The following is a 26,121-nucleotide window of genomic DNA, read 5'->3' as shown; positions in this document are numbered from 1 at the left end:
CACCCGTCCGCCACTCAGTCAATAATCCGTCACCCCGAAGGGATCGTAGAAAATTGCTTCGTTCGACTTGCATGTGTTAAGCACGCCGCCAGCGTTCATCCTGAGCCAGGATCAAACTCTCATGTTAAAAAGTTTAATTCCGAATCAGTATAAAACTGACTTGTTTACTAATAAAGGTTTTGTTTCGTCTTAGAAACTAAATGAATTTCAAGGATACATGTTTTATACAAAACTGTATTAATTCAAGGTTTGTTTCACTGTTCAGTTATCAATCTTCGCTTTGTTGTTGCCCTCAGCAGCAACTCGTTTATACTATCATGTCGCCAGCTGTTTGTCAACAACTTTTTTGATTTATTTTTCAAAATCTTTTTCTCAGAAAACTCAGTGTTTTCTAAGTGTGTACCGCTCTCAGCGGAACGAATAGTATAATATCATCTGCCAACCTTATAGTCAACACCTTTTTTCAAAAAAATTAATGTCTTTATATTCCGATAATTCTTTCAATTAGGTTATTTGTATAGATATAGTAAAGCATTTGATTTTCCTTGGCGTAAGTTATTATAAATTGGCCAAAAAAGGATGTTGGAAAACAATCAGCTAGATACATTGCAAACCATGTAACTAGCATACCTTCTACTGCTCCAGCAATAATTCCAAGAAGTCTATTCACATCCCTAATGCCAGGAACAAATCCAACAGCTCTTAATAATCTATCTACTATATAGATAATAATTATTCCAACAGCAATAAGAAGAATATTTGATATTCCATTAATAGCTGCATCAGATAGCTCTTTAGCTATTGCTTTTATGATATTGTCGATAGAGTTCTCTATACTAGTCTCTATATCATCTTTTACAAACTCTGGAACAATTGAAAGGACAGCATCTCTACCGGAACCCACTTCCTCTGCTTCAGAACTATCGTATTTGGTGTGCAAATGACCATCTATGGCATTCTCTACACGTGTCGGTATTTCTGTATGGAGCTTTATGTAATCTGCCACATATACTTTTCCATAGTTTACAAAGAGGAGAAGGAAGATCCAAGCAACTAGGCTATATATAATCCTTATCATGCCTCTTTGGGCACCTCGAACTATAAAAAAGACCATCAACATTATAAAAATTACAAGTAAAATATTAATATCCATTATTCTCCCTTTTCTTCGTGCTATTTAATACATATCTGCTCAGTTTTGTTTTCTTCTATTAAATAGTATCTTTTAGAAGTTGAGCCTGGAATGATATTATATACAACCTCATCAAATTTATAGTTGAACTTTGCTATGCCTTGAAGGTTATATATAGTAATTTCATTTTCATTTCTAATGAATATCTCATTATTATCCATTATCTGAACACTTTCATAGCTACCGTCAATTTCCTTTGACATCCATCTAAATCCATAAAGATTATAAACGTTTAATTTATTGACAACCTCACCGTCTTCTTTTGCAGTCTCACTTATATATCCGAAATGGGTATCATTATAGAAGATACTCTTCATTTCTCCATTTACAGATATCTCCTTTGCTACAGTAGCTCTGAGATTGTTATTGAACAAAATAATCTTAGAATCGGAAAAGGCTATAGCTTTATCATTTTTTACATAATCAACCTTAGGAATTATAGAGCCTAAATATGTATAAGAAGCAACAATATTATCCTGCTCTTCTTTTCCCTCCTTTGTAAAATCATAGAACACAAGCTCTGAAGAAAGCTCTCCTGAATTTACATTTACAATAGAAAGTAAAAGTCTTGTGGCATCCGAAGAAAGGGCCATTGACACTGGAAATCCCTTGTTCTCAGGATGGATTTCACCTGAGGCAAGGAGTGTGCCATCCTTACCATACAACTGAATATAACTAACGCTATTCTCCTGTAAAAGGAGAGCCACTGTACCTTGGCTTGCCACCTTGGCCTCAAGAACAGGTGTGGTTGTTGTGATTGACTTTACAAATCCTTTTGAGGAAAAGAGATCTACTTCACTTCCTTTTTTATCGTAGACTACAATGTAGTCCTGGCAAACATCCATATTTGGATTAACCATATCGTAAGTATAGTTCCAAATCAAAGAGCCGTCATAGGTAGTACAAGATACACCATCAGGACTGTATTTCAGTAAGTTACCTTTATAGTCACAGTATGTACTTTCTGCTGACTCATTTCTCTCATAGGTCTTTTCAACTTGATAGTCGCTGTATGTTGTGAATATTTTTATTACCATCAAGGAAATTGCTACTATGATAATAAGGAGAATTAGGAAAATCCATCTCTTCTTTGGAGGTTCATAATTTTCATCAATCTCACGGAGGGGCTTTTCCTCAACCTCGACTTCCTCTTCTTCAGTTTTCTCCGGTAATTTTATTATTTTAAACTCTTCCATTTATACTTCCTATATATAATAAATGGGCTGATTTCACAGCCCACTTAATTAATAAACAAATATTGCTACTTGATATGGTGCCACTTTAAAGGCTACTGAGTAATCCCTACCATCACATTCCTCCTTCTTTGGAGTGAGGGTTTCTGGTATCAGACTGCCTTCTCCACCATAAGCTTCAAGCTGGCTATCTAATAGAAGCTTAAGCTTTTTGCTGGTAGGAACTCCCACCTTGTAATCATCATATCTCATTGGAGTCATATTGATTACAAATAATATGCTATTTTTCCCATTTTTGGCCTTGCGGATAAAGCTAAATATGCTTCTATAGCTATCATTTGCATTAACCCATTCAAAACCAGCCCAAGACACATCCTGCTCATACATAGCTGGATATGATTTGTAAATATGAAGTAAATCCTTGAACATCCTAGATACATGTCTATGATTTGGATTGTCAAGAACGTACCAGTCTAATTCTCTAGCTTCGCTCCACTCTGTCCCCTGAGCAAAATCCTGTCCCATAAATAAGAGCTTTTTGCCAGGATGACCCATCATAAATGCATAACCTGCCATAAGATTTCTGTATTTATCAACTTCTAATCCTGGCATCTTAGCAAGCATAGAGCCCTTGAGATGAACAACTTCATCATGACTCAAAACAAGAATATATCGTTCTGCCTCGTTATAGCTCATGGCAAAAGTCATCTTGTTGTGATTGTCTTTTCTAAAATATGGGTCTAGCTTCATATAGTCTATAAAATCATGCATCCAACCCATGTTCCATTTGTATGAAAAATTAAGACCACCATCTTCTACATCGCCTGTAATCTTAGGCCATGCCGTAGATTCCTCGGCAATCATCACTGTTCCTGGATATCTGCCGCGAATAAGAGTGTTAATATGCTTGAAAAACTCAATGGCTTCAAGATTTTCATTGCCGCCATGTTCATTAGGAATCCACTGACCTGGCTTCTTGCCATAGTCGAGATATAGCATGGATGCAACTGCGTCAACTCTAAGTCCATCAATATGATAAACGTCTACCCACTGTAGTGCGCTACCGATAAGGAAATTCTTAACCTCAGCCTTGCCATAATTGAATATTTTGGTTCCCCAATCTGGATGCTCTCCCTTTCTTGGGTCTGGATATTCATATAGAGGACCTCCGTCGAAATCCGCAAGTCCATGAGCATCCTTCGGAAAATGAGCTGGTACCCAATCAAGAATAACTCCTATTCCATTCTTATGTAGATAGTTGACTAAATACATAAAATCATCTGGAGTGCCATATCTCGATGTAGGTGCATAGTAGCCTGTGACCTGATATCCCCAAGATCCATCGAAAGGATACTCTGAGATTCCCATAAGCTCAACATGGGTATATCCCATGTCTAAAACATATTCTGTCAGGCTGTGAGCAAATTCTTTGTAACTGTAAAATCCATCATTTTCTGGTCTTGGATGTCTCTTCCATGAACCAGGGTGAACTTCGTATATGGACATTGGCTTCTCCCAAAAGTTGGAATTAGCCTTTCTCTGTCTCATCCATGATGAATCAGTCCATTTAAATTTGGTATTGTCGTAAATGATAGATGCTGTACCTGGTCTAAGTTCAGCGTAGGTAGCATAAGGGTCTGCCTTATAGAGCTTTCTTCCATCTGATGTGGTGATAAGGTACTTGTAAAGCTGGCCTTCCTTTGCTTCAGGAATAAATGCCTCAAATATTCCCTGGCTCTCAGGCTCAACTCGCTGCATATAATTTCTACTCTCATCCCAGTTGTTAAACTCGCCTATGACCGCTACCGATGTAGCGTTTGGAGCCCATACGTCAAAGTAAAAGCCTGTCTGCTTACCTTGCTTAGCCTTATGAGCACCCATCTTCTTATAGATGTCATAGTGTGTTCCTTGCCCAAATAAATACCCGTCTAAATCAGTGAAGTAACTCATTCTAAAATCCCCTTATTTTCTCCCGCTAATTAAAATGTGTTATCTATCAAAATCCTTCTCTTTTAAGATTATGTTGCCATTCTTGTCGTATTTAGGCTTGTTGAAGAATCCGCCCCTAGTAGATTTGTCAATAGCCTCATCCATAATCTCTGCAACCTCCTTGATAGTAGTTGCATGATCATAACGACCGATAAGATTGATTCGATTGTATAGAGCTAAAACACCCATGTCATCAATGGTACAGCCAGCTTCCATTGCGTATGTTTTAGCAAATGAAACAAGTTCATCAATTGAAAATACTGGTATAACAACTTTCTCTGTGAATCGCTTAGCAAAGGAACCATCTCTCAGTAATGCTTTCTCGATTCCCTTTTTGTTATCCTCAATAATTATAATTGTGCCTGAGTTATCCTGCTCCATTAAAAGAGATAGAGTAACGGCTGTCTCCTTTGAGATGCCACCGGCTGCCTCAATAATAAGACATCCTCCCTGAATCTTTGAATAAAGCTTCTGTATATCCTTTTCGTTTAGCTTTTCGCCGGAAATCTTGCCGATGCCACCCTTTGGATATCCGGTCTTTTTCTCAAGAACCTTTATGATACTAGTGGCCATCTGTGTCTTTCCAGATCCTGGCTCACCGATAATAGCTATACTTCCACCCTTGGAACCGGCCTGAGCTAAATGAGCAGCTGCGCCAGTTATAGCCTGAGCTATGCTCTTTTTCATTCCTGTTATTGGTAAGAAATATGAGAATATTGCTAAATCTTCATCTTCAAGCTCGAAGCCTGATGCATTGGCAGCGGTGTTGGCAGTGTCTGCGACCTGAGCTGGTGAAACAACTGGTGCCACTGGAGCAATTGGCTCATCCAAAGTAACCTGTGTTACTTCTGGAAGAGGGTCTGCCATTACTGACTGTGGAAGAGGTATTGGCTCTGGAGCAAATACTGGCTCACTCTGAATAGGCTCAACACCTGTATCCTCTAATATATCCTGAGGAAGTTCTATTGGTGGAAGCTCGATATCTGAAATATTAATATCAGGTACGCTATCCTCTGGTATTTCTTCTTCCTCATCTTCATCAAAGAATTCCTGATCTTCCTGGCTAACTACGTCTAGGTCTATCTCTTCTGTGAGAGGCTCTTCCGGCTCGTCATATGCTTCTGTAAGAGGTTCATCAAATTCCTCTTCTATTTCATCTGGCATCTTTATTTCAGGAAGCTTAATCTCTGGTAAAATAATATCTTCATCAACTGGTTCTGGAACCTGAGCGCTAATCTGCTCATTTCCTAATGTAAGTCTATCAATCTCCTTCTGTAGGAAATCGTTAACATCAGCAATCATTTGGGAAGCTTCTTTTAGGTCCACTTCGTCTATCTCCTCGGTATCTTCTAGTGTAGGTGGCTGCCAACTAGCCTTATCTAATGCCTCTGCAGCATGTAATACTGAATCTGCCACTGCAGAAACCGCACCTGGTATCACCGCCGCACCAGCCGGATTAATCACAGGAATATCTAGAGAGCCCTCTTCTAATCCCTCGATGTTGAGCTTAGGGATAGTAAAGCTCTTAGGTTCTGCTTCATCTGGATCTTCTGCATTTTGGAAATCATCAAGCTCCTGGTCCTCATCCTGATTTAAAATTGGCCAAGGCTTAATTTCCGGAGTATCTTCAGAGTTCTCCTCAGGCTCCTCCTCGATGATATCATCTGTTATTTCCTCAGTAAGTTCTTCTGTAGAATCCTCAGATAATTTAAGATCTGTGTCTGTATTATCATCCTGTTCGGATAAGTATTCTTCTTTTAAAAGTTCTGCGGAAGTCATGCCGGCATCAAGTTTTGACATAACGCCCTCAAGACGATTAAGCACATTGTTTGCTTCTCTAAGGGCTCTGGCTCTAGCATTCTCTAGCTCCTTAGTCTTCGCATCTTCCATGGCCGCTTCTGCTGCACGCTTTGTCTTTTCCCACTCAGCAAGAACGTCCTCTATGGTCATCTGACCCTCTACCTGGGCCTCTTCATCCTCAGCCTCATCAGGAAGTAGAAGACTTATCTGGCCATCATTACCCTCTTTAAGATATTCATTGAAGGTATCATTTATAGAGAACTCATCCTCATCTTCTAGAGCATCTTCAAGCTCTCCCTTAACCTGTAAATAAGGAATCTCCTCAACAAGATTCTTAATGGCGCCAATATTCTCAGATACTTCGCCCGTATCTGTAGCCTTCATAATCTCGTCGATATTCTTCTTAATCTCGGCCTGAAGATTAATAGTATCAAATCTCTCCGGTCCCTCTGGCAATTCAATTGCTGGCATCTGAGGAAGCACTTCACTGGGATTGATATTGCTGTATGGATGAATCTCAGCCAATCCATCCTTTTTCTGCTGGAAGCTACGGTATTTGTCCTCCTGCGCCTTATCAAGTGGCTGGTAAAGCATCTTTAATTCAAGGGCGCGCTCAACTACAGGACCGTCTCCGAACCAAAGAATGATTTCGTCGCAAAGTCCTATGCATTTTTCCGCCTGATTGGTCTTGTGATAAAGATAAGCAAGCTCATAAGCCCATTCCTCAATGAAATCACTTTCCTTGAGCTGCTCAAGAATCTTGATTAAAGTGGCATTGTCTGCCCCTTTAGCAATACTAATATTGTATTTCAGGATATATTTTAGACTATCATGAGGTGCAATTTGAACAAACTCATTGTAGTATTCCTGAGCCATCTCGATATCCTTAAGCTTGATGGAAATCATACACAGCTTATAGATAATCATTCGACCAATTGGAGAACGCTCATGTGCCAGGAATAGTAACTCCCTGGCTTCTTCGATTTTACCTGCTGCCTCATAGCACTCGCTACCAGCAATCAAATCGTTGATATTATGTACCTTTCTCCAATTTACTGACTCAGCTACAGACATGGCGTCAGCGAATTTATTTTGTGAGATGAGACCTTTCATCTCGTCAATCCTATTTTTGTACTCTAATTTTTCCACAGTATTATTCTCCAAAAACACATACTTATGGGTTTTAGAATGCAAAATTTGATATGCATTCCTCGCATCCTATAGTTATTAAAATACTAACATACCTTAAAGTTAAAATCAAAAAAACCGAGGCCAAAAAACCTCGGTTTAATAATTATTTAATAATTATTTATTTTTCTTTATAAGCCTTGAAAACAATGACTTTTTCTTGCTTTTTGTTTTTTCACTTTCGTGCTCAATTAATTCATTGGTCTCTAGGTCAATATGGTCAAGCAAAAGATAGTCTTCTGTGTTAGTTGACAATTGTCTTCTTGCCACCAAGTAACTAGCAAATCTTCCACCAATGTAGTAGATTACCGCTACAATTGGAACAGCCACAACCATTCCCCAGACACCGTAGAATCCAGCGCCTGTAACAACAGCAAATACAACCCAGAATGAAGATACTCCAGTGGAATCGCCTAAAATCTTTGGTCCAATTAAGTTACCATCAATCTGCTGTAATACAAGAACGAATATCAGGAAGTAAATTCCTTTCATTGGCTCTGTAAGGAAAATAATTGCAACAGTTGGAACCGCTCCAATATATGGGCCAAATACTGGTACAAAATTGGTCACACCAACAATTGTAGATACTAATACAGGATATGGCATATCCATGATTAAGCATCCGAAATAGCAAATAAAGCCAATAATCACAGAATCAAGTATCTTTCCGATAATGAATCCATAGAAAATCTCTGCTGACTTTCTTGAAATCTCAAGGATTATGTTGGAATACTTTGGAGCAAAAATACCACATATAAGCTTCTTAGCCTGAGCCTTAAATGTCTCTTTTGAAATAAGGACATATACAGACACAAACATACCTATGATGATACCTACCACAAATCTACCTACGGAAATAACACTTGAAGTGATTGTAGATACCATGAAACTCTTATCCCAATCTACGTACTGGTTTAAAAGCTTAAGTCCCTGGTCTACAATATCTCCAATATTATTGTCCTTAGCTTTCATAAGGACATCCTTATAATTGCCTTTTGTAATCTGATTACACCAGTCAAGGACCGCTGCTATCTGATCTTCTATATTGTTAGCAAGATAAATTATTGTGCTAATCAGGTTAGGAACAATAGCTCTAATGATAAATACTGCTATTCCACAAAGTACGATTAAGGACAAAACAGTGGAAAGTGTACGATTAGCCTTTTGAGCTGTAGCCTTAGTCTTAATAATTTTATTAAAGATTTTCTCGAATCTCTTCTCAAAAAATACCATAAATGGATTCATGAGAAAGGCCATGACAAAACCTATAAATATCGGCTGAAATACTGTAGATACATGATCCCATGCTGCTGCAACACTTCTAGAATTTCGCAGCATGAAATAAAAAGCTACCACCACGCAAGCAGCTATCACATTGCCTATCAGTTTCTTTCTTCTATATTTGTCCTGTTCGTAATTATCCCCTGACATACAATGCCTCCTAAATTACCTTCTGTTGTAGTTGATTAAGCATCCCTTGAGAATAATCTCACGCTCATCATCTGTAAGCTCTCCGAGAGTCATCTCAAATTCCTTTAATCCCTCATCCTTAACAACGTAAGCCTTGATTGTATCTGCCTTATTAATAACAGCATCCTTGATTCCAGGGATGAAGAGATAATCTAAGTTCTTGAATGGAAGCTCTCCTTCTGGAATAACAAATGGAAGCATACCCCAGTTAATAAGGTTAGAGCGATATCTCTTTGTAGCATATTCATTAGCAATATTTGCCCAACCGCCAAGTACCTTCTGACAAGATGCTGCCTGCTCTCTAGCTGAACCATCACCTGGCTTAACTGCAAAGATAGTTGAACCTACACCGAAATTGTCATGATTAACATCTGGGTAAGTTTCCTTTACCTTGTGAACAATTGCCTTAAGCTCTGGAACTGCCTCACCAGCACACTCTCCAGCCTCTAATGCCTTCTGAGCCTTCTGGATATTCTTAGCACGTCCAACATACTCTGGATCCTTACGTGAAAGAGTAAACTCAGCAAGGCCAAGTGGATTTGAACGATATGATGATGTCTCACCTGATGGAATAAGCTCATCAGTTGTTGTAACTGGGTCATGAATCTCAGAAACAACCTGAAGGAATAAATTCTCTGGAAGAGCGCTCATCTTTGGCCAATCCTTAATGTTTGGACCAAAGTGAATCTCTGTCTCAGGCTCAGCTACGCCGTGTGAATCAAATACACGGTTAGCGTAAATTCTGCCATCAAAGTGATATTTTGGCTTTGTATAATCTACATCGATTTCTGTTGCTGCTGTAAGGTAACCCTTATTAGCTGCTGTAGCTGCAATAGAACGAGCATCCATAAGTGCAACTGATGCAATCTGACCATTCTGAAGCTTAGAACCCTCGCGGTTAGGGAAGTTTCTTGTAGAATGACGGATTGAGAAACCATTGTTAGATGGTGTGTCACCAGCACCAAAGCAAGGACCACAGAATGCAGTCTTAACAATAGCACCTGTCTCCATAAGAGTTGCAACAGCACCGTTTTTAACAAGCTCCATGTAAATAGGAGTAGAAGCTGGGTATACAGAGAGAGTAAACTCATCTGGTCCAATGCTTGCGCCACGAAGAATATCTGCTGCATCACAGATGTTCTCGTAACCACCACCAGCACAACCAGCGATGATACCCTGATCTACGTATAACTTACCATTTCTAACCTTATCCTTGAGAGAGAACTCTACCTGACCATCAAGAGAAACCTTTGCTCTCTTTTCGCAGTCATCAAGGATATCCATAAGATTTGCGTTTAATTCATCAATTGTGTATGTGTTGCTTGGGTGGAATGGCATAGCGATCATTGGCTTAATCTCATCAAGATTAATCTCAATCATGCCATCATAGTAAGCAACCTGGCCAGGATTAAGCTCCTTGTACTCTTCCTTACGACCATGAATCTCGTAAAACTCCTCAGTCTTCTTGTCTGTAGTCCAAATTGAGCTAAGGCAAGTAGTCTCTGTAGTCATAACATCCACGCCAATTCTAAAGTCCATTGAAAGGTTGGCAACACCAGGGCCTACGAACTCCATTAACTTATTCTTAACATAACCCTTATCGAATACTTCGCCGATGATAGCAAGGGCAACGTCCTGAGGACCAACACCCTTTCTAGGTGTACCTGTCATATATACAGCAATAACGCCTGGCATAGCGATATCGTATGTCTGATTAAGAAGTTGCTTAACAAGCTCTGGGCCACCTTCGCCCATTGCCATTGTACCAAGTGCACCATATCTAGTATGAGAATCTGAACCGAGAAGCATCTTACCGCCTCCAGCCATCATCTCACGTGCAAACTGGTGAATAACAGCCTGATGTGGTGGAACATAGATTCCGCCGTATTTCTTAGCACAAGTAAGACCAAACATGTGGTCATCCTCGTTGATAGTACCGCCTACTGCACAAAGAGAATTGTGGCAGTTTGTAAGGCAATATGGAATAGGGAACTTCTCAAGGCCTGAAGCTCTTGCTGTCTGGATAATTCCTACATAGGTAATATCATGGCTGACTAACTTATCAAACTTAATCTGTAAGTGATCCATGTTGCCTGATGTGTTGTGATCCGAAAGAATCGAATAGGCCATAGTCTGTCCATGTGCCTCGTCCTTTGTGACCTTGCGTCCAATAGCGTGCTCGATTGCAGCGGCTGCCTCATGACTATCCTCAATTATCTGGGTGCCATTAATTAGGTATACTCCGTTGTTGTAAAGCTTCATTCCTTTATTCTCCTTTTTACTTCTTTAATCCAAAAAGGCCACCAAAGCCCTTTTTACCATTTTTCTTGCTGTCTTCCTCTGACTCTTCCTGCTGCCATTTAAAATATTCAGCATCTAAATCCTCTGAGGAAATACCTGCCTCCTCTGTTTCTGCTGCAGGCTCATCTAAATCGTCATATTCTAGACCAGCTCTAGCAAAATAATCCTTATCGATACGAATCTCTGGAGCTGCATACTTAGGGGCAGAATCAAATCCTTCTTCGCCTCCCTCATTCTTTTCCTTGAGAAGACGCATATTCTCCTCATCGATAAGTCTCAAATACTTCTGTGTATCTATCAAATCATTGAGATGGCTCTTAAGCTCTAACTGATTAGTCTTAATTGCTCTGTTCTCTTCTTTTATCTTTTTAATGGCTTCCTCGTAAACCTTCGCAACAGATTCCTGGGACTCCTTAACAATGTTTTGAATGCTCTCTAGGGCATTGTCTGTATACATAAGGGATGCGGCATATATGTCCTCTGCCTTTCTGGTGGCATCAAATACAATGTCATCGCCTTGCTTTTGCATTTCACGATTAGCTTTGTCGCGGCTCTTAACAGTGAGTTCATGCTCTTCCATCATATCGTACATGCACTCATTAAGTTCTTTCAAAAGATCCATCATGGCATTCTTGTCCACAATGACATTTTTTGTGCTTCCCTCATATGGCTGTGCCTTTGAAAATAGCACATGCATTTCTCTTAAAACTCGTTCTGTTCTGTCCTGTGCTCCCATATTTTCACCTATACATATAAAAATACCGAGCTGCCGAACCAGATACCATTTGGTAGCCACCCTAAAGAAACTCCCTCCAGGTAACCCCTCGTCAGATGAACGGTCCTACTTAGTGCTGCTGCATTCCTGCCCTGACACGATTCGTAGGTGCCCATTACGAGGGACCCAAAGATCATAGCAACTCTAGGGTAGCCGCCAAGTGATATCTAATTCGAGCAAATCGCTCGGAGCCCTTATTTTATGATAACTAAGGGCTTTTTGTCAACAAAATCCTACCGTTACTTTAATTGACTCTTTCGCTGTCTTAGTTCTTCAAAAAAGCTAGTCATCATCATCTTGCATTCTTCGCCTAAAACACCTGACTCAACCTCACATTGATGATTAAACTGTTTCATCTGTAAGACATTTATAATAGAACCAGCACATCCAGCTTTTGGATTCATGGCTCCAATTACTACCTTGGGTATACGAGCCTGCACTATGGCACCAGCACACATCTGGCAAGGCTCAAGTGTAACATAAAGGGTGCAATCCTCAAGTCTCCAATCTCCTGTCTTCTTGCATGCCTTTGAAATGGCAGCAATCTCTGCATGAGCAAGTACGCTTTTATCGGTGTTTCTGCGGTTGTATCCACGGGCAATTATTTTACCATCCTGAACAATCACGCATCCTATTGGGACTTCATCAATGTCATAGGCTTTCTTAGCCTGCTTGAGCGCCTGTTTCATATAACGCTCTTCTTCTGACATCATGGATTTTCACCTCCTATTTTGCTATACTTTTACTTGGAAATTATGCTTAATTTCTTAAAATTTAGCTATTCTATGTTAACACTTTTACCAATAAAAGGGAATGACTTATGCTTATACTAGGCTTACAGAAAACAACGCTTTTAGATTATCCTGGAAAAATTGCTAGCACTATTTTCACAGGTGGTTGCAATTTTAGGTGTCCATATTGTCACAACAGAGACCTTGTTATGCCACCTTCGGATGTGCAGGCATATTCCACTGATGAAATATTTGAACACCTTAAGGCAAAGTCAAAAGTTTTGGACGGTGTTTGCATCACAGGCGGCGAGCCAACTCTACACAAGGATCTTCCTGATTTTATTAAGCAGATAAAGGATATGGGACTTTTGGTTAAACTTGATACCAATGGAACCAATCCTGATATGGTTAATTATCTTATTAATGCAGGCTTAATCGACTATGTTGCCATGGATATTAAGCATTCCAAAGAAAAATACAACACAATTGCCTGCATGAAAAATTTTGATATTTCTCCAATAGAGGACACAGTTTCTCTTTTAATTAGTGGTAAAATGGACTACGAATTTAGGACCACAATCATGCGAGAATGCCATGACATTTCTGACATGGAATCTATTGGTAGATGGCTTTCAGGGGCAAAAGCTTATTATTTGCAAAGCTATCGAGAATCAGAACAGGTTATTAATCCTATATTCAGTCCTCATTCAGTAGAGACTCTTTCCGAGTTTGTAAATATACTTCGCCCTTATATACCAAACACTAGTATTAGAGGCGTCGATTAATAATTTTTTGGGGGATAGTATGAAAATTGAGGTTACTACAGACAGGCTGGTTTTAAAAGTTCTTAACTATGATTCTGCTCAGAAGGTTTTAGACTTCTATTTGCGTAACGGTAGTGTTTTCGAGAAATATGAACCTGTGATGGGAGAGGACTTTTATACTCTTTCACACCAGCGTAAGTTACTGGATTTTGAATACAAAAATATCATTAAGGGCATAATGGTTCGCTACTGGATTTTTGAAAAAGATAATCCAAACAAAATCATTGGCACTGTAAGTTATCGAAATATTGTAAGACCTATTTATGAAAGCTGTACTATCGGCTACAAAATGGATCAGGAATTTTTAAATAGAGGCTATTGCACAGAGGCTATACGTGCCACCATTCCTGTAATTGCTAGGGATTATGGGGTGCATCGCTTTGAAGCCTTGATTTTACCTGACAATAAACCAAGTATTCATATGGTTGAAAAAATAGGTTTTAAATACGAGGGATTGCTTAGAGATAAAATCAATATTAATGGAAAGAGACTTGACCATTGTATGTACGCATATTTAGCTAATAATTAATTTAACGTAGGGGGGCTTGAGTATGAGAGATATAGGGTGGATTAAGGAATCAGTGTTTTACCATATTTATCCGCTTGGCGCTTTTGATTGCCCAAGGGATAATAGGGGAGAGGAGACTGCCGGTCACAGAATTCTTACTTTGATTGACTGGATTCCTCATTTAACAGATATGGGCGTTAATGCTTTATATCTTGGACCTATTATGGAGTCATCCACACACGGATATGATACAGTAGATTATTACAAGATTGATTCTAGACTTGGGGACAATAATGACTTTAAAAAGGTGGTAGAAGCTTGCCACAAAAATGGAATTAGAGTGGTTCTTGACGGCGTGTTTAATCACGTTGGCAGGGGCCATTTTGCTTTTTTAGATGTTCTTAAAAATAGAGAAAACTCACCTTATAGGGAGTGGATTGCCGGGCTTAATTTCGGTGGAAACAACTGGCACAATGATGGTCTTTCTTATGAGTGCTGGGCTAGGGCAGAAGAGTTGGTAAAGCTTAATCACTGGTGCGAAGCTGTAGATAAACACATCTTAGATGCCATTGGTATGTGGATAGATGAGTTTGATATTGATGGTCTCAGACTTGATGCAGCTGACTGTATAGAAAGAGGCTTCTTTAAGCGTCTGAAAAATTTTACAGAACAAAAGAAATCCAGTTTCTGGCTTATGGGCGAGATAATTCATGGTGATTACAACATCTATGTAAATGAGGAAATGCTTGATGCTGTAACTAATTACGAATGCTGGAAGGGCATCTATTCAAGCCACAATGACCACAATTATTTCGAGATTAACTATGCAATGAAGAGGCAGTGGGGACAAGGCGGTCTATACGCCGGAAAATATCTTTATAATTTCATCGACAACCATGATGTTAATCGTATTGCCACTCTTTTGACAGATGAGGCTAATATTTATCCTGCTTACTCACTGTTATTTACTATGCCAGGTATTCCATCTATTTATTATGGCAGTGAGTGGGGTATTAAAGGGGATAAAAAAAGCGGGGATGGAGACTATGCTCTCAGGCCCGCTATAGATATTAAAACTATGAAGAATCCAGACTTAATTGATCATATCAAAACTCTGATTGATTTGAGAAAAAATCTGGAACCGCTTAAAACCGGTCTCTATGAAGAGGTGCAGGTAAGAAATGAAACCCTTGTTTTTGCCCGCGTTTTAAATGATGATTTTGTAATCGTTGCTCTAAATAATACTGCAGATACAAAGCATCTATCCTTTGATTATCGAGGACAGCACTTTGATGTAGAGCTTCCTCCTCACGGTAGCAAACTTTTAAAGTAGAATTCCTGATTTTTCCTTGCTGTGCTCTATTTTTTCATTGAGTATTTTAAATGGATGATAGAGCACAACACCTATAAATACGGCTATCACTACGTAAACAATCAACGTCAACATACATCTTTGATATGTATTCTCATAAAATCCACCGATACACTCTCGGACTGCATTCATGGAATAGTTAAATGGCATAAATTTATAAAGCACCTGGAACACCTTTGGAAGTACTTCTATAGGGAATGTTCCGCCTGCACCTGCTACCTGAATAACCATCAGGATTACGGAAAGTGCCTCTCCGATGTTTCCAAATGAGTATGCAAATGAATAGAGCAGTAGTGAATATACAAAGGATGTCCATGCACACGCCAACCAAAACAGGAAGTAATGCTGGCATTGTATTCCTACAAATAAAAATGCGCCAAGAACTGTAATTATTGTCTGAATCTGACCTATAACAAATGTTGTAAAGAATCTTCCCACAAAGCACTGCCAATTCTTAACATTTTCCATGCCTCTTGTGTCCTTAACCGCTGTCTTAAGAATTGTGGACATGATTAATGCACCAACCCAAATTGAAAGAACAATATAAAATGGGGCGGTCATAGAACCATTATTTGCTACTGGATAAATGTACTCATCAGAGATATCAACTGGACTGCTGATGAAATCAGATAAAAGTTCTGGGTCCGACTGTACCAAAGTCATAAACTTTTGGTAGGCCTCATTATCGCTGACGCCCTTTATATCCGCTATGAGATTGGCTAGCTGTCGCTCCATTTCTACAGCTTCATCTCTTGATTTTACAAGTGTTTCCTTTGATTGATTAATCAAATCTGCATAATTCTCCAGATTATCAATAACCAAATCAATACTCTGTGCATTATAATTTAAAAGCTTTTCAAGCTCAGTTATTGTAGAGCTTGCTGAATTAATGGCAGTCTGCTCTAGAGGTGAAATCTTATTTAAATAATCATCTCGTACTGTTTTTGTGTCAGCTAAAACTGTAGCCACATCTTTTGTAAGCTTTTCCTTTGCCTCGTTAAACTCAGCCTCTGTTTTTGCAGAAGCGCTGACAAGATTGTTTAAATCAGTAGTAAGATTGGATACCTCTCCATCTATTTGCGCTATAGTAGCAAGATAGATTTGCTGAGCATCCGCTCCAGGAATAAAGTCCTTGGCATCGACAAGCATTTGATAAAGACCTTTTCCTTCTTCATCTTTCCATGCTTTTTGAATGGAATTGATTTCTGATTGCAACTGAGTTGTATCTATATTGCCAAATGATATGCTGTTTAAGGCATTATTAATAGTGTCTATAGATGCATCCACATTGCTAAACTTACTGTTTATGTCTCCAACTTTTTTATCTATTTCATCTTTTAGCTTCTGAATATCTGCCTGGGCTGTTGCTCCGGTATTTTGCGCATTCTCAGCCATCTGGCCTGCAAGAGAGGTAATGGAACCTGCGCTATCTGCCACTGCCTGGCCCGCTTCTGTAATGCTATCAGCAGCATCGGATAACGCTATATAAGAATCCAATATAGCAATCAGTCCATTTAAATCCGAATCTAACTGCTCAAGCTTTTCTATTCCCTGACCTGTAATATTTCCTTGCTCATCAAGGGTGGCAAAGTATTCGCTGGCGTTTAATAGCACCTCAGCCATAGTGCCCACAAATGCATGGTCTACTTCTCGCTCAATTGCAGTTTTGACCTTACCTGTTATCTTAGGGGCAATGGCATTTTTCTTGTCATTTTCATAGTAAGTAATTACAGGATTTTCTATTTCTCCTCCCAAGAAACTTATCATATCGGCGCTAAATTCCTCGTCAATTACAAGAGCAGCATAGTATTTTCCCGAATATACTCCACTTATAGCTTCCTGAGCTGTGTCAGTAAAAACCCAACCAATTGTTGTGTTTTCTTTTAAATTTGAAATGATTATTTCGCCAACATTTAACTCGTAATTTCCAATAACAATGCCCTGGTCTGAAGATGCTACAGCAACCTGAAGATTTTTTGTTGCATCAGGACCATACGGATCCCAGTTGGAGAGAATATTAAACCAGGCATATAGGCATGGAATTACCGTTAGGCCTATGATAACTACCATGGCCACAACATTTACCGATAATCTTTTTATGTCTGCGACTATTATCTTGATCACATTAATCATCGTTTTAGCTTCTCCCCCATAGATTTAATCTCATCGATACTCTGAAGGACCTCTTCACCAATAAGGGCTTGTGCCTCTGCCTCTTCCTCCATAATTCCAAGTTCCTTTAGTTGCTCTTGAAGCTTGAAATCCATATATTCCACATAGAGAAGATAGAATGCTATTCCAAAAAGGGATGCAATCCAAAGCACAAGAAACACCAATTTTGAACGATTGCTAATAAAACTAATAGCAAGAAATACAAGTGGCAATAAGATATTTACCTTAAGACCCACCCTTATTTTTCTTTGATTTTTAAGATGTGTCTCCTGTTGCAGTTCTAAGAATTTTTCATATACTATTTGTTCTTTGTTTTTACTCATTTCTTTTCCCTTTTTATAACTCCACCCTCACATCATCTCAGTGTCTTCCATTCTCTCTTCCATGTAATGATTTAGAGATTCAAATGGAACCCTTATTAATAAACCAATTACAAGGGACACTGCTATAAATATACCTAGGCATCCTAAGTATTTAAGGTAATCTAATTCGTACATTCCACATAAACACTCACGAATTGCGTTGATTGCGTATGGGAAAGGGAAGAAGATATATACTTTTTTGAAGAAGTCAGGTAACAACTCAATTGGATAAGTACCTGAACTTCCGGCAATCTGTATGACTACAATTACTACTGCAAGAGCCTTTCCTGCATCTCCCCAAGTAACTACAATGGAATAAATCAAAATGGTAAAGGTTGTTGCTATTACTGAGGCCGCCAGCATAAATAGTCCAGGATGAATACATTGTACATGAAGGAGGAAAAAGTCTCCCAGCACAATAATAACTGCTTGAATTTGTCCTAATACCCAGAAAAGGACATATCTTCCGAAATATAATTGTCTTGCAGACGCATCTGGGTATTTGTCTTTATCTGGCTTTATCTTGATGATGGCTGTTAGAATAAGTGCACCAACCCAAAATGCGAGGGTTGAATAGAATGGTGCAACAGCTGAACCATAATTCTCCACAGGATAAACTGCCTCTGTAACCACCTCTACTGGAGTAGAGAAGAACTTGCCATATACCTCTGGGTCACCGGAGAGGGCGTTTACAAGCACAGATATCTTTTCATTTGATGCAGCGTTTTTAACCTGATCTATTACATCTATTAATCTGCCATTTACGTAGACAATAGCCTCTCTTGTTTTATCAAGACTAGTATTTGCACAGTCAATGGTATTGTCGATTGCGCTGAAAACTACTACTAGATTTCCAAAAGTCTCTCCCACAGAATTAAGTAGGGCATTTGTGTTGTTAAGTGTTCCTGTCAAAGATGTAAGACCTTCTGATACTTTATCCCTCAACTGTGTTTTTATGAGATTTTCAAGACCATCGCTATTAGTCTTAATATTTGACACTATTTCCTTTAGCTTCTGTTCTCCAAGTAAAGCCAATTTTTCTGTATCTATACTATTAATTTTATCTAGCTTTTCTTGAATTTTCGATGTATCGATATCCTCATAATTTACGCTGTTAGTCAATTCAATTAGGTTGTTAATTTCGGAATTTAATGCATTTATCTTTCCGATGATATTCTGGATTTCTACCTTTTGTGCCTCTACATCTGAAAGCTGAACAATCTTTTGATAAGTGGCTTCATCAATGATACCTACTGAATATAAAAACTGTATCTGCTCTTGGGTGAGTCCTGTAATACCTAGTGCCTCTAGTGTTGCAGATATGCTTTCTAGATTATCTGATAATGTCTGCAAAGGACCTGCCGCTATAGTCAAAGCCGACTGGGCATTATTAAGCTTGCTTAAAATATCGCTTTTAGCCTGCTCAAATACTATATCTCCCAAGTTATTAGGTAAATTTGCGGTAATAAGCTCTATTTCTGCCATCTTCTGAAGGGCCATTTTTATATTGTCAGCAATTACTTTTGCATCATTAGATGCTGCTGCAATATCAAGATACTGATTAATCTCTGACGCCTTTGTGTTGATAAGATTGATAGCACTGTTAATATCATCTGCATAGCTGCTTAAAGTTACATTGGCATTTTGAGAAACAGAAGCGGAACTAGCTACTGCATTGGCTGCTGATTGAGCCTGTTGTTGAATATTATTTGCATCCGTCTTAGCCTGCTGAAGAGCTGCCTGTAGCTGAGCGTCATTATCAATAATCTCTGTAATTGTATTTTGATATCCATTTAAATCATTACTTAGAGACTCTAGCTTTTCGATGGTTTCATCCAAGCCGCCTTTTTCTTCTAAATCAGCTGAGACATCAGAAGCACTAGAAAAAACCCTGCTGACAACAACTTCTGTAAAAGCTACATTAATGTTGTTCTGCAAAGATTGAACTACAGTATCTGAAATTTTAGTTGCTACTGGATTTTTCTTTTGATTTTCATAGAAAAGAAGAGTAGGTCGATTAACCTCCTCCGTTAAGACATTATACATGTTGTAAGTGAACTGCTTATCAATTACAACTGCTGCATAGTACTTGCCGCTATACACACCGTTTATTGCCTCGTCTGAAGTCTCTACAAACTGCCAGTCTACGGCTGTATTCTCGTGAAGATTCTCGATGATAGTATCTCCTTGATTGTGGTACTCACCCTCATCATCAGTGAATCCTTCATCAAGGGATACTGCTGCAATTTTAAGAGCCCCTGTATTAGCATAAGGGTCCCAGTTAGAATAAATATTAAACCAAGCATATAGTGCAGGAAGAAAACAAATTCCTACCACTATAGTCAATGCAAAAAAGTTCTTTATCAGGCTAATAACATCATCAAAGAATATCTTTTTAACGGTTTTCATACTTTCCCCTACTTTTTAGTATTTCTCTCCGCAGCATCACAGATCTTATAATTGTTACGGCTCTCCTGCTTTACCTCGTAAAGCATCTCATCCGCCAACTGCAAATATGCGAATAGGGTAGTATCACTTTCAGGCGTTCCATAGCAGATGCCTTGAGAAATGGTTACCCTGTCATCGCTAAGGGAGAATCTGTGCTCCCAATTTGCCTTATAGATCATGTTTCTTAGATTATCAACCTTATTCTCCACTTCCTCTTTGGTAAAGCCCTCGTAGATTACCACGAATTCGTCTCCACCGTATCTAGCTGTGAATATTCGATCTTCTTTCGATAATTCTAGAAGAGTTGAAGCTATAAATTTAATACAATCATCACCTGCTTGATGACCATAATTGTCATTGTATTGTTTGAAGTAATCGATATCTAAAATCTCTACGGCTATTGATGAACGATTAATGATGGCTTTTTCAAAAGCTTCCTCACTGTACTCATTCAACTTCAACCTATTATACATCCCTGTAAGAGGGTCTGTCTCTGAACGTTTTTGTAGAAATGTATTCTCTTCCTCTACTTTTCGGTTGATTTGTGTAAGCTCCATATACGAATTGCGCATAACAATCATGTTGCTAACCATCAAACGATTCTCTCGCTCCATAAATTCAGAGAGCTCAAAATAGAGAACAGATGCAATTTTATATTCTTCAATCTGTCCTACCTTACGGTAGTATCTGATTTTTAGCGTTAAAAGCTTTCTCTCTAGATTTTTAATTGAGGTGTGTTTTGTTAAGTCATCTAAAACAGAGTATGCTTTAAAGAAATCATCATACTTTTCAATAGCCAAAAGCATCTGCAAATAATCGTAAAAATCATCAAATACATCCAAAATAGGCATGCTAGTGCTGGCATTCTCATTGACCATATTGATCCAGTAGTCTCTGGCATCTGCCTCTCCAATAGCCTGATGAACTCTAGCAAAAAAACAATAAATAACGATTTTGTCCAAATCCTGTAAATATGGCAACGACTCTGTCTTAAGCTTTTTCTCTATCTCTAGATATTTATCTTCTCTATCTAGCTTAAGATAAGCTCGACCCATTCCAAGCATGATAGCAGTGGCATTTTCGATATAATCATCCACTGAATAATTATCTAGAAGATGTCTATATGCAATTTCAGTGTGGGAAATAGCTTTTTGATATTCCTCTATGTTTAGATAAAGTGAGCCTAGATTCATATGAATCATCCACTCAATGTCAGGGAGAGAGTAGTCCTGACAAATGCTGATTGCTTTTATGAAATAATCAAGGGCAAATGGCGCATTGCCTCTATTAAGAGAAACAATGCCTAGCATGTTATTGGCCATAGCAACATAGCCCCATTCCCTAACATGCTCCATAGGACCCATACATGATAACATCTGAGAATAGAAATTAGAGGCGTCATTCAAGAGATAATAAGTCTCACCTTTTGAAAAAAAGGCGTAGCCTATCAAAGCATCATCTTTAATACTCTTGCCATATGCTAACAACTTATCACAGGCAGATAGTAATGCTGCTGGATCTTTACCTCTATTCTTTTGGATTTCACTTATGAGAAGTTGAACTTCTCTGTTGTAGTTTCGGACATCCATGTCTTCTGCTCTCCAAATGTATAGTTTGATAGCTTATAACTCTTTTAATACGTTCGTTAATTTAGCAAATTCCTCTAACGAAAGTGCCTCCCCTCTGATAGTTGGGCTAAAGCCCGCCTTTTCAATTGCCTCGGCAATCTGTTCCTTTGAATAATGAAGACCATTGCTGAGACCATTTTGTAGTGTCTTTCTTCGCTGGTTGAATGAAGCTCTAATTATTTGAAACAGTAGCTTCTCATCGCATTCAACTGGTGGATTATTGTGACACTTAAGTGTAATAACAGTGCTGGATACCTTTGGCTGTGGCATGAAGCAGCTTGGTGGTACCTCACATACAATCTCTGGCTTGCTGTAATACTGAACTGCAAGAGAAAGGGCTCCATATTCCTTGGAACCAGGACCTTCTTGCATCCTATCTGCCACTTCCTTTTGAATCATAATAGTAATGGATTCAAGTGGAACATGCCTTTCAAACAATCCCATTATGATTGGGGTAGTGATGTAGTAAGGCAAATTAGCAACTACCTTTATTGGCTTGCCGCCATTTTTCTCAAGGGCCAGCTTGTTAATATCTACTTTTAAAATATCCTGATTAATTACCGACCAATTCTTATATGTTGATAGAGTATCATCTAAAATCGGTATCAAGGTCTTATCAATTTCAACGGCAACAACTTCTCTAGCTTCCTCACAAAGACGCTGTGTCATTGTTCCAATTCCAGGGCCAATCTCTAATACAAAGTCATCTTTTGTAATTCCTGCTGCATCGATAATGCTATTTAGAACATTACCATCTATAAGAAAGTTCTGACCATATTTTTTTTGAAAGGAAAATCCGTGTGCTTCAAGGACTGCCTTTGTATATGTTGGATTACTTAAATAAGCCATTCTTAATTCCTTTTACATTTTGAATAAATTCTAAGAGCATTCTCGTAAGTGATTCTTTCCACTTCCTCTACACTTACCCCTTTTAACTGGGCAATTTTCTCTGCTACATATTTTAAATAAATGGATGAATTGCGGCTACCGCGATGTGGCTCCGGTGCCATATAAGGACAATCTGTCTCAAGGACTATATTTTCAAGAGGGATTGCTTCAACGGTCTCAACAAGCTTCTTGCCATTTTTAAATGTGACAACGCCGCCAACACCTATATACCATCCCATCTTTACATACTCTAATGCTAATTCTTTTGAATAAGAATAGCAATGGACAATACCTTTGACATCTTGTGTATTATAACTCTTAATTGTGTTAAAAGTGTCTTCTGCAGCCTCTCTAGAGTGAATAACTACAGGTAAATTTACCTCTTTTGCAAGATCCATCTGCTTATCAAACCAGATGTGCTGCTTTGCTCGACCCTCAGGGTCCTTGACCCAATAGTAGTCTAAGCCTATTTCTCCAATAGCTACAACCTTTGGATTTGAGGCATTTTCTCTAAGCCACTCCAACACCCCATCAGATGCCTCATCTATTTCCTCTGGATGAATACCTATTGCTGCATAGACATTGTCATAGGACTCAGCCAGCTTTAGGCTGTCCTTGCATCCCCTGAAACTAGCTCCCACATTAACAATATTTCCAATATTATTTTCTTTCAATAAATGCGAAAGAAGTTCGACTCTATCCCCGTCGAACTTCTCATCATCATAATGAGCATGTGTCTCAAAAATCATTCATAACCTCAATTTATCTCTCGCATGTTATGTTAACAATCCCAAATTTGCTTACAGTCACTACATGTGACTTCCAGCAAACTTGGAAGTTGTTAACTACATGCTATTTCTACTGTGCTTAGTCTGATTTTCTCACACTAACCACATTACTCTCTTAACAAATCTCTGCTCCGTTAGGCATGTTGCGCTCTGGTGTCATAAGTGAGAGATTGCCCTCAGCATCCTCTGCGCAAAGAAGCATTCCTTCTGAAAGAACGCCTGCAAGCTTAGCTGGCTTAAGGTTAACAAGAACCATTACCTTTTTGCCTACCATCTCCTCAGGAGAATAGTGCTTGCTAATGCCAGATACAATCTGCTTTGTTGTAGAACCAATCTTAACCTGTGAACAAAGAAGCTTCTTAGAGCCCTTAACTGCCTCGCAAGATACGATTTTACCTACCTGGAATTGTAACTTCATGAAATCATCAAATGTGATTTCTGGCTTGCCTTCGATATCGATGCCTTCCTCTTCATCAGCATCTGCCTCCTCAGGCTGTGCTGGGTGAAGCTCAGCAACCTTTGCCATAACTTCATCAAGATCAAGACGAGCAAAGAGAATCTCTGGTGCATCTGTAACCTTGTTTCCATTTACATAATGACCGAAAGTAGAAAGCTCATCGTAAGGAATCTCCTTAGCACCAATCTGAGCAAGTACTTTCTCTGATGTCTCAGGCATAAATGCCTTAAGAAGAGTAGCACCAATTGAGATACCCTCTACAAGGTTGTAAAGAACTGTTGCAAGTCTGTCCTGCTTTGCCTCGTCCTTTGCAAGTGCCCAAGGCATTGTCTCGTCAATATATTTGTTACATCTCTTGAAGAGATTGAATACTTCTGTAATAGCATCTGCAACACGAAGCTCAGCCATCTTTGACTCAACTGATGCAACAGTGCCAGTAACTACTGCCTTAAGATCTGCATCAACATCCTCGACTACACCCTTGTCCTCTACAACACCACCAAAATACTTGTTGCTCATAGAGATTGTACGGTTTACAAGGTTACCAAGTGTGTTTGCAAGATCAGAATTAACACGCTCAACCATAAGTGGCCATGAGATAGCACCATCATTTTCAAATGGCATCTCGTGAAGAACGAAATATCTAACAGCATCTACGCCAAAGAAATCAACTAATTCATCTGCATAGATAACATTTCCTTTTGACTTTGACATCTTGTCATCGCCACCATCAGCAGCCTTAGTAAGAAGCCATGGATGACCAAATACCTGCTTTGGAAGTGGAAGATCAAGTGCCATCAAGAAGATTGGCCAATAAATTGTATGGAAGCGGATGATATCCTTTCCGATAAGGTGAAGATCTGCTGGCCATAAAGCCTTGAATCTATCAGATGACTCACCGTCGCAGTCATAACCAATGCCAGTGATATAGTTTGTAAGGGCATCAAGCCATACGTAAACTACGTGCTTTGGATCAAAATCTACTGGGATTCCCCATGTAAATGATGTACGACTTACACATAAATCCTGAAGACCTGGAAGAAGGAAGTTGTTCATCATCTCGTTCTTTCTAGATACAGGCTGAATGAACTCAGGATGTGTATTGATGTAATCGATAAGCTTGTCTGCGTACTTGCTCATTTTGAAGAAGTAAGCCTCTTCCTTAGCTGGCTGTACCTCGCGACCGCAATCTGGGCACTTACCATCTACAAGCTGTGACTCAGTCCAGAAAGACTCACATGGTGTACAGTAAAGTCCCTCGTATGAACTCTTATAAATATCGCCCTTGTCGTAGAGCTTCTTGAAAATCTTTTTAACCTGTCTCTCATGATCCTCATCTGTTGTACGGATGAACTTATCATAAGATGTATTCATTAAATCCCAGATTGACTTAACCTGTCCTGAAACATTATCAACAAATTCCTTTGGTGTAATACCAGCTTCTGCTGCCTTGAGCTCGATTTTCTGACCATGCTCATCTGTACCTGTCTGGAAAAATACATCATATCCTTCCTGACGACGGAAACGTGCAATCGAATCAGCCAGTACGATTTCGTATGTGTTTCCGATATGTGGCTTACCAGATGTGTAAGCAATAGCTGTAGTAATGTAATAATTGCCTTTGTTACCCATTTTTAAACTCCTAATCTTCAAAATAATCGTCTATTTTTTCCCCACAAGCACTGCAGTACTTGGAGCCGCTTTTGACTAAAGCGCCACACTTAGGACAGGCTGTGCCTCCCTTAAGTGACATGATATCATCATTTAATTCTTTTATTCTAAGGATGACAGCAGTGATTTCTTTCACCTCATCCATGTTTTCATCCTTATGTTCTTCGTAATATTTTTTGCCTAGCTTTTCGTATAGCTTAAGAAGCTCAGCTTCCTTGACCTTTTTGTCATACTGAAGCTTAGTCATATCAGAAGCATTCTGAGCAAACTTACCAATATCGTTAGTAGTATGTGCAATTCTATCTGAAAGATCATCAAAAATACCCATTAGACTACCTCCCTTTTTCAAAATTCCCCTTTAAAC

Annotated in this window: 19 protein-coding genes, 1 rRNA gene and 1 other RNA gene; 3 read left to right on the top strand and 18 right to left on the bottom strand. The window is 39.0% G+C overall.

The genetic code is table 11. The features are described 5' to 3' along the window. From F0Q01_RS09470 to tadA, 10 genes are all read right to left on the bottom strand, one after another. Window positions 1-127 (bottom strand): 16S ribosomal RNA (locus tag F0Q01_RS09470); the annotation flags it as partial. A gap of 354 nt (window positions 128-481) precedes the next feature. Next, window positions 482-1,006, bottom strand: a complete 525-nt coding sequence (locus F0Q01_RS09465) for a CvpA family protein (protein WP_330388736.1) — start codon at window positions 1,004-1,006, stop codon at window positions 482-484. Between the two features lie 167 nt (window positions 1,007-1,173). Next, window positions 1,174-2,388: a DUF5711 family protein gene (locus F0Q01_RS09460; RefSeq protein WP_090153356.1), complete on the bottom strand. Its 1,215-nt coding sequence runs from the start codon at window positions 2,386-2,388 to the stop codon at window positions 1,174-1,176. A 48-nt stretch (window positions 2,389-2,436) separates the two neighbouring features. Then, a complete protein-coding gene (glgB, locus tag F0Q01_RS09455; RefSeq protein ID WP_090488382.1) occupies window positions 2,437-4,335 on the bottom strand; it encodes a 1,4-alpha-glucan branching protein GlgB in 1,899 nt (632 codons plus the stop codon). A 39-nt stretch (window positions 4,336-4,374) separates the two neighbouring features. Next, a complete protein-coding gene (locus F0Q01_RS09450; RefSeq protein WP_090488380.1) occupies window positions 4,375-7,323 on the bottom strand; it encodes a hypothetical protein in 2,949 nt (982 codons plus the stop codon). Window positions 7,324-7,479: 156 nt separating this feature from the next. Beyond that, window positions 7,480-8,793 carry an AI-2E family transporter gene (locus F0Q01_RS09445; protein ID WP_090488378.1) on the bottom strand — a complete coding sequence of 438 codons (1,314 nt, stop codon included), beginning with the start codon at window positions 8,791-8,793 and terminating at the stop codon, window positions 7,480-7,482. Window positions 8,794-8,808: 15 nt separating this feature from the next. Next, window positions 8,809-11,094, bottom strand: coding sequence for a hydratase (locus tag F0Q01_RS09440; protein ID WP_090488376.1), 2,286 nt, complete (start codon window positions 11,092-11,094; stop codon window positions 8,809-8,811). A 16-nt stretch (window positions 11,095-11,110) separates the two neighbouring features. Continuing rightward, on the bottom strand, window positions 11,111-11,869 hold the full coding sequence (locus F0Q01_RS09435) for a hypothetical protein (RefSeq protein WP_090488375.1): 759 nt from the start codon (window positions 11,867-11,869) through the stop codon (window positions 11,111-11,113). 25 nt (window positions 11,870-11,894) lie between these two features. After that, an RNA gene (gene ffs / locus F0Q01_RS09430) (signal recognition particle sRNA large type) lies at window positions 11,895-12,097 on the bottom strand. A 50-nt stretch (window positions 12,098-12,147) separates the two neighbouring features. After that, window positions 12,148-12,618: a tRNA adenosine(34) deaminase TadA gene (gene tadA / locus F0Q01_RS09425; RefSeq protein ID WP_090153383.1), complete on the bottom strand. Its 471-nt coding sequence runs from the start codon at window positions 12,616-12,618 to the stop codon at window positions 12,148-12,150. A gap of 110 nt (window positions 12,619-12,728) precedes the next feature. Here tadA and F0Q01_RS09420 point away from each other — a divergent pair, with 110 nt between their 5' ends. From F0Q01_RS09420 to F0Q01_RS09410, 3 genes are read left to right on the top strand one after another with little or no spacing between them, the layout of a single operon-like run. Further along, window positions 12,729-13,424, top strand: a complete 696-nt coding sequence (locus tag F0Q01_RS09420; protein ID WP_090488373.1) for an anaerobic ribonucleoside-triphosphate reductase activating protein — start codon at window positions 12,729-12,731, stop codon at window positions 13,422-13,424. A gap of 19 nt (window positions 13,425-13,443) precedes the next feature. After that, a complete protein-coding gene (locus F0Q01_RS09415; RefSeq protein WP_090488371.1) occupies window positions 13,444-13,992 on the top strand; it encodes a GNAT family N-acetyltransferase in 549 nt (182 codons plus the stop codon). Between the two features lie 22 nt (window positions 13,993-14,014). Continuing rightward, on the top strand, window positions 14,015-15,304 hold the full coding sequence (locus F0Q01_RS09410; protein ID WP_090488369.1) for an alpha-amylase family glycosyl hydrolase: 1,290 nt from the start codon (window positions 14,015-14,017) through the stop codon (window positions 15,302-15,304). On the opposite strand, the gene F0Q01_RS09405 is transcribed toward F0Q01_RS09410, so the two are convergent. The 8 genes from F0Q01_RS09405 to F0Q01_RS09370 all read right to left on the bottom strand — a co-directional run bounded on the left by F0Q01_RS09405 (window position 15,296) and on the right by F0Q01_RS09370 (window position 26,085). Next, window positions 15,296-17,476 (bottom strand): YhgE/Pip domain-containing protein, encoded by a 2,181-nt coding sequence (locus tag F0Q01_RS09405; protein ID WP_090488367.1) that lies wholly within the window; start codon window positions 17,474-17,476, stop codon window positions 15,296-15,298. The genes F0Q01_RS09410 and F0Q01_RS09405 overlap by 9 nt on opposite strands. Then, window positions 17,473-17,838 carry a hypothetical protein gene (locus tag F0Q01_RS09400; protein ID WP_090488365.1) on the bottom strand — a complete coding sequence of 122 codons (366 nt, stop codon included), beginning with the start codon at window positions 17,836-17,838 and terminating at the stop codon, window positions 17,473-17,475. The genes F0Q01_RS09405 and F0Q01_RS09400 overlap by 4 nt, the downstream gene beginning before the upstream one ends. Window positions 17,839-17,865: 27 nt before the next feature. After that, complete coding sequence (locus F0Q01_RS09395) at window positions 17,866-20,286, bottom strand: YhgE/Pip domain-containing protein (protein ID WP_090488363.1); 2,421 nt, start codon at window positions 20,284-20,286, stop codon at window positions 17,866-17,868. Between the two features lie 8 nt (window positions 20,287-20,294). After that, window positions 20,295-21,914, bottom strand: coding sequence for a GGDEF domain-containing protein (locus tag F0Q01_RS09390; RefSeq protein ID WP_090153331.1), 1,620 nt, complete (start codon window positions 21,912-21,914; stop codon window positions 20,295-20,297). A 33-nt stretch (window positions 21,915-21,947) separates the two neighbouring features. Further along, complete coding sequence (gene rsmA, locus F0Q01_RS09385) at window positions 21,948-22,802, bottom strand: 16S rRNA (adenine(1518)-N(6)/adenine(1519)-N(6))-dimethyltransferase RsmA (protein WP_090488361.1); 855 nt, start codon at window positions 22,800-22,802, stop codon at window positions 21,948-21,950. Between the two features lie 2 nt (window positions 22,803-22,804). Continuing rightward, complete coding sequence (locus F0Q01_RS09380; RefSeq protein WP_090488359.1) at window positions 22,805-23,590, bottom strand: TatD family hydrolase; 786 nt, start codon at window positions 23,588-23,590, stop codon at window positions 22,805-22,807. Window positions 23,591-23,744: 154 nt separating this feature from the next. Continuing rightward, window positions 23,745-25,718, bottom strand: a complete 1,974-nt coding sequence (gene metG, locus F0Q01_RS09375; protein ID WP_090488357.1) for a methionine--tRNA ligase — start codon at window positions 25,716-25,718, stop codon at window positions 23,745-23,747. A 10-nt stretch (window positions 25,719-25,728) separates the two neighbouring features. Beyond that, complete coding sequence (locus F0Q01_RS09370; RefSeq protein ID WP_090153324.1) at window positions 25,729-26,085, bottom strand: zinc ribbon domain-containing protein; 357 nt, start codon at window positions 26,083-26,085, stop codon at window positions 25,729-25,731. Window positions 26,086-26,121: the final 36 nt, after the last annotated feature.

It is taken from the genome of Pseudobutyrivibrio xylanivorans (genome assembly GCF_010906925.1).
Lineage (GTDB): Bacteria > Bacillota > Clostridia > Lachnospirales > Lachnospiraceae > Pseudobutyrivibrio.
The sequence above is the reverse complement of the archived record's forward strand: the minus strand, read 5'-3'. Positions and strand labels throughout refer to the sequence as shown.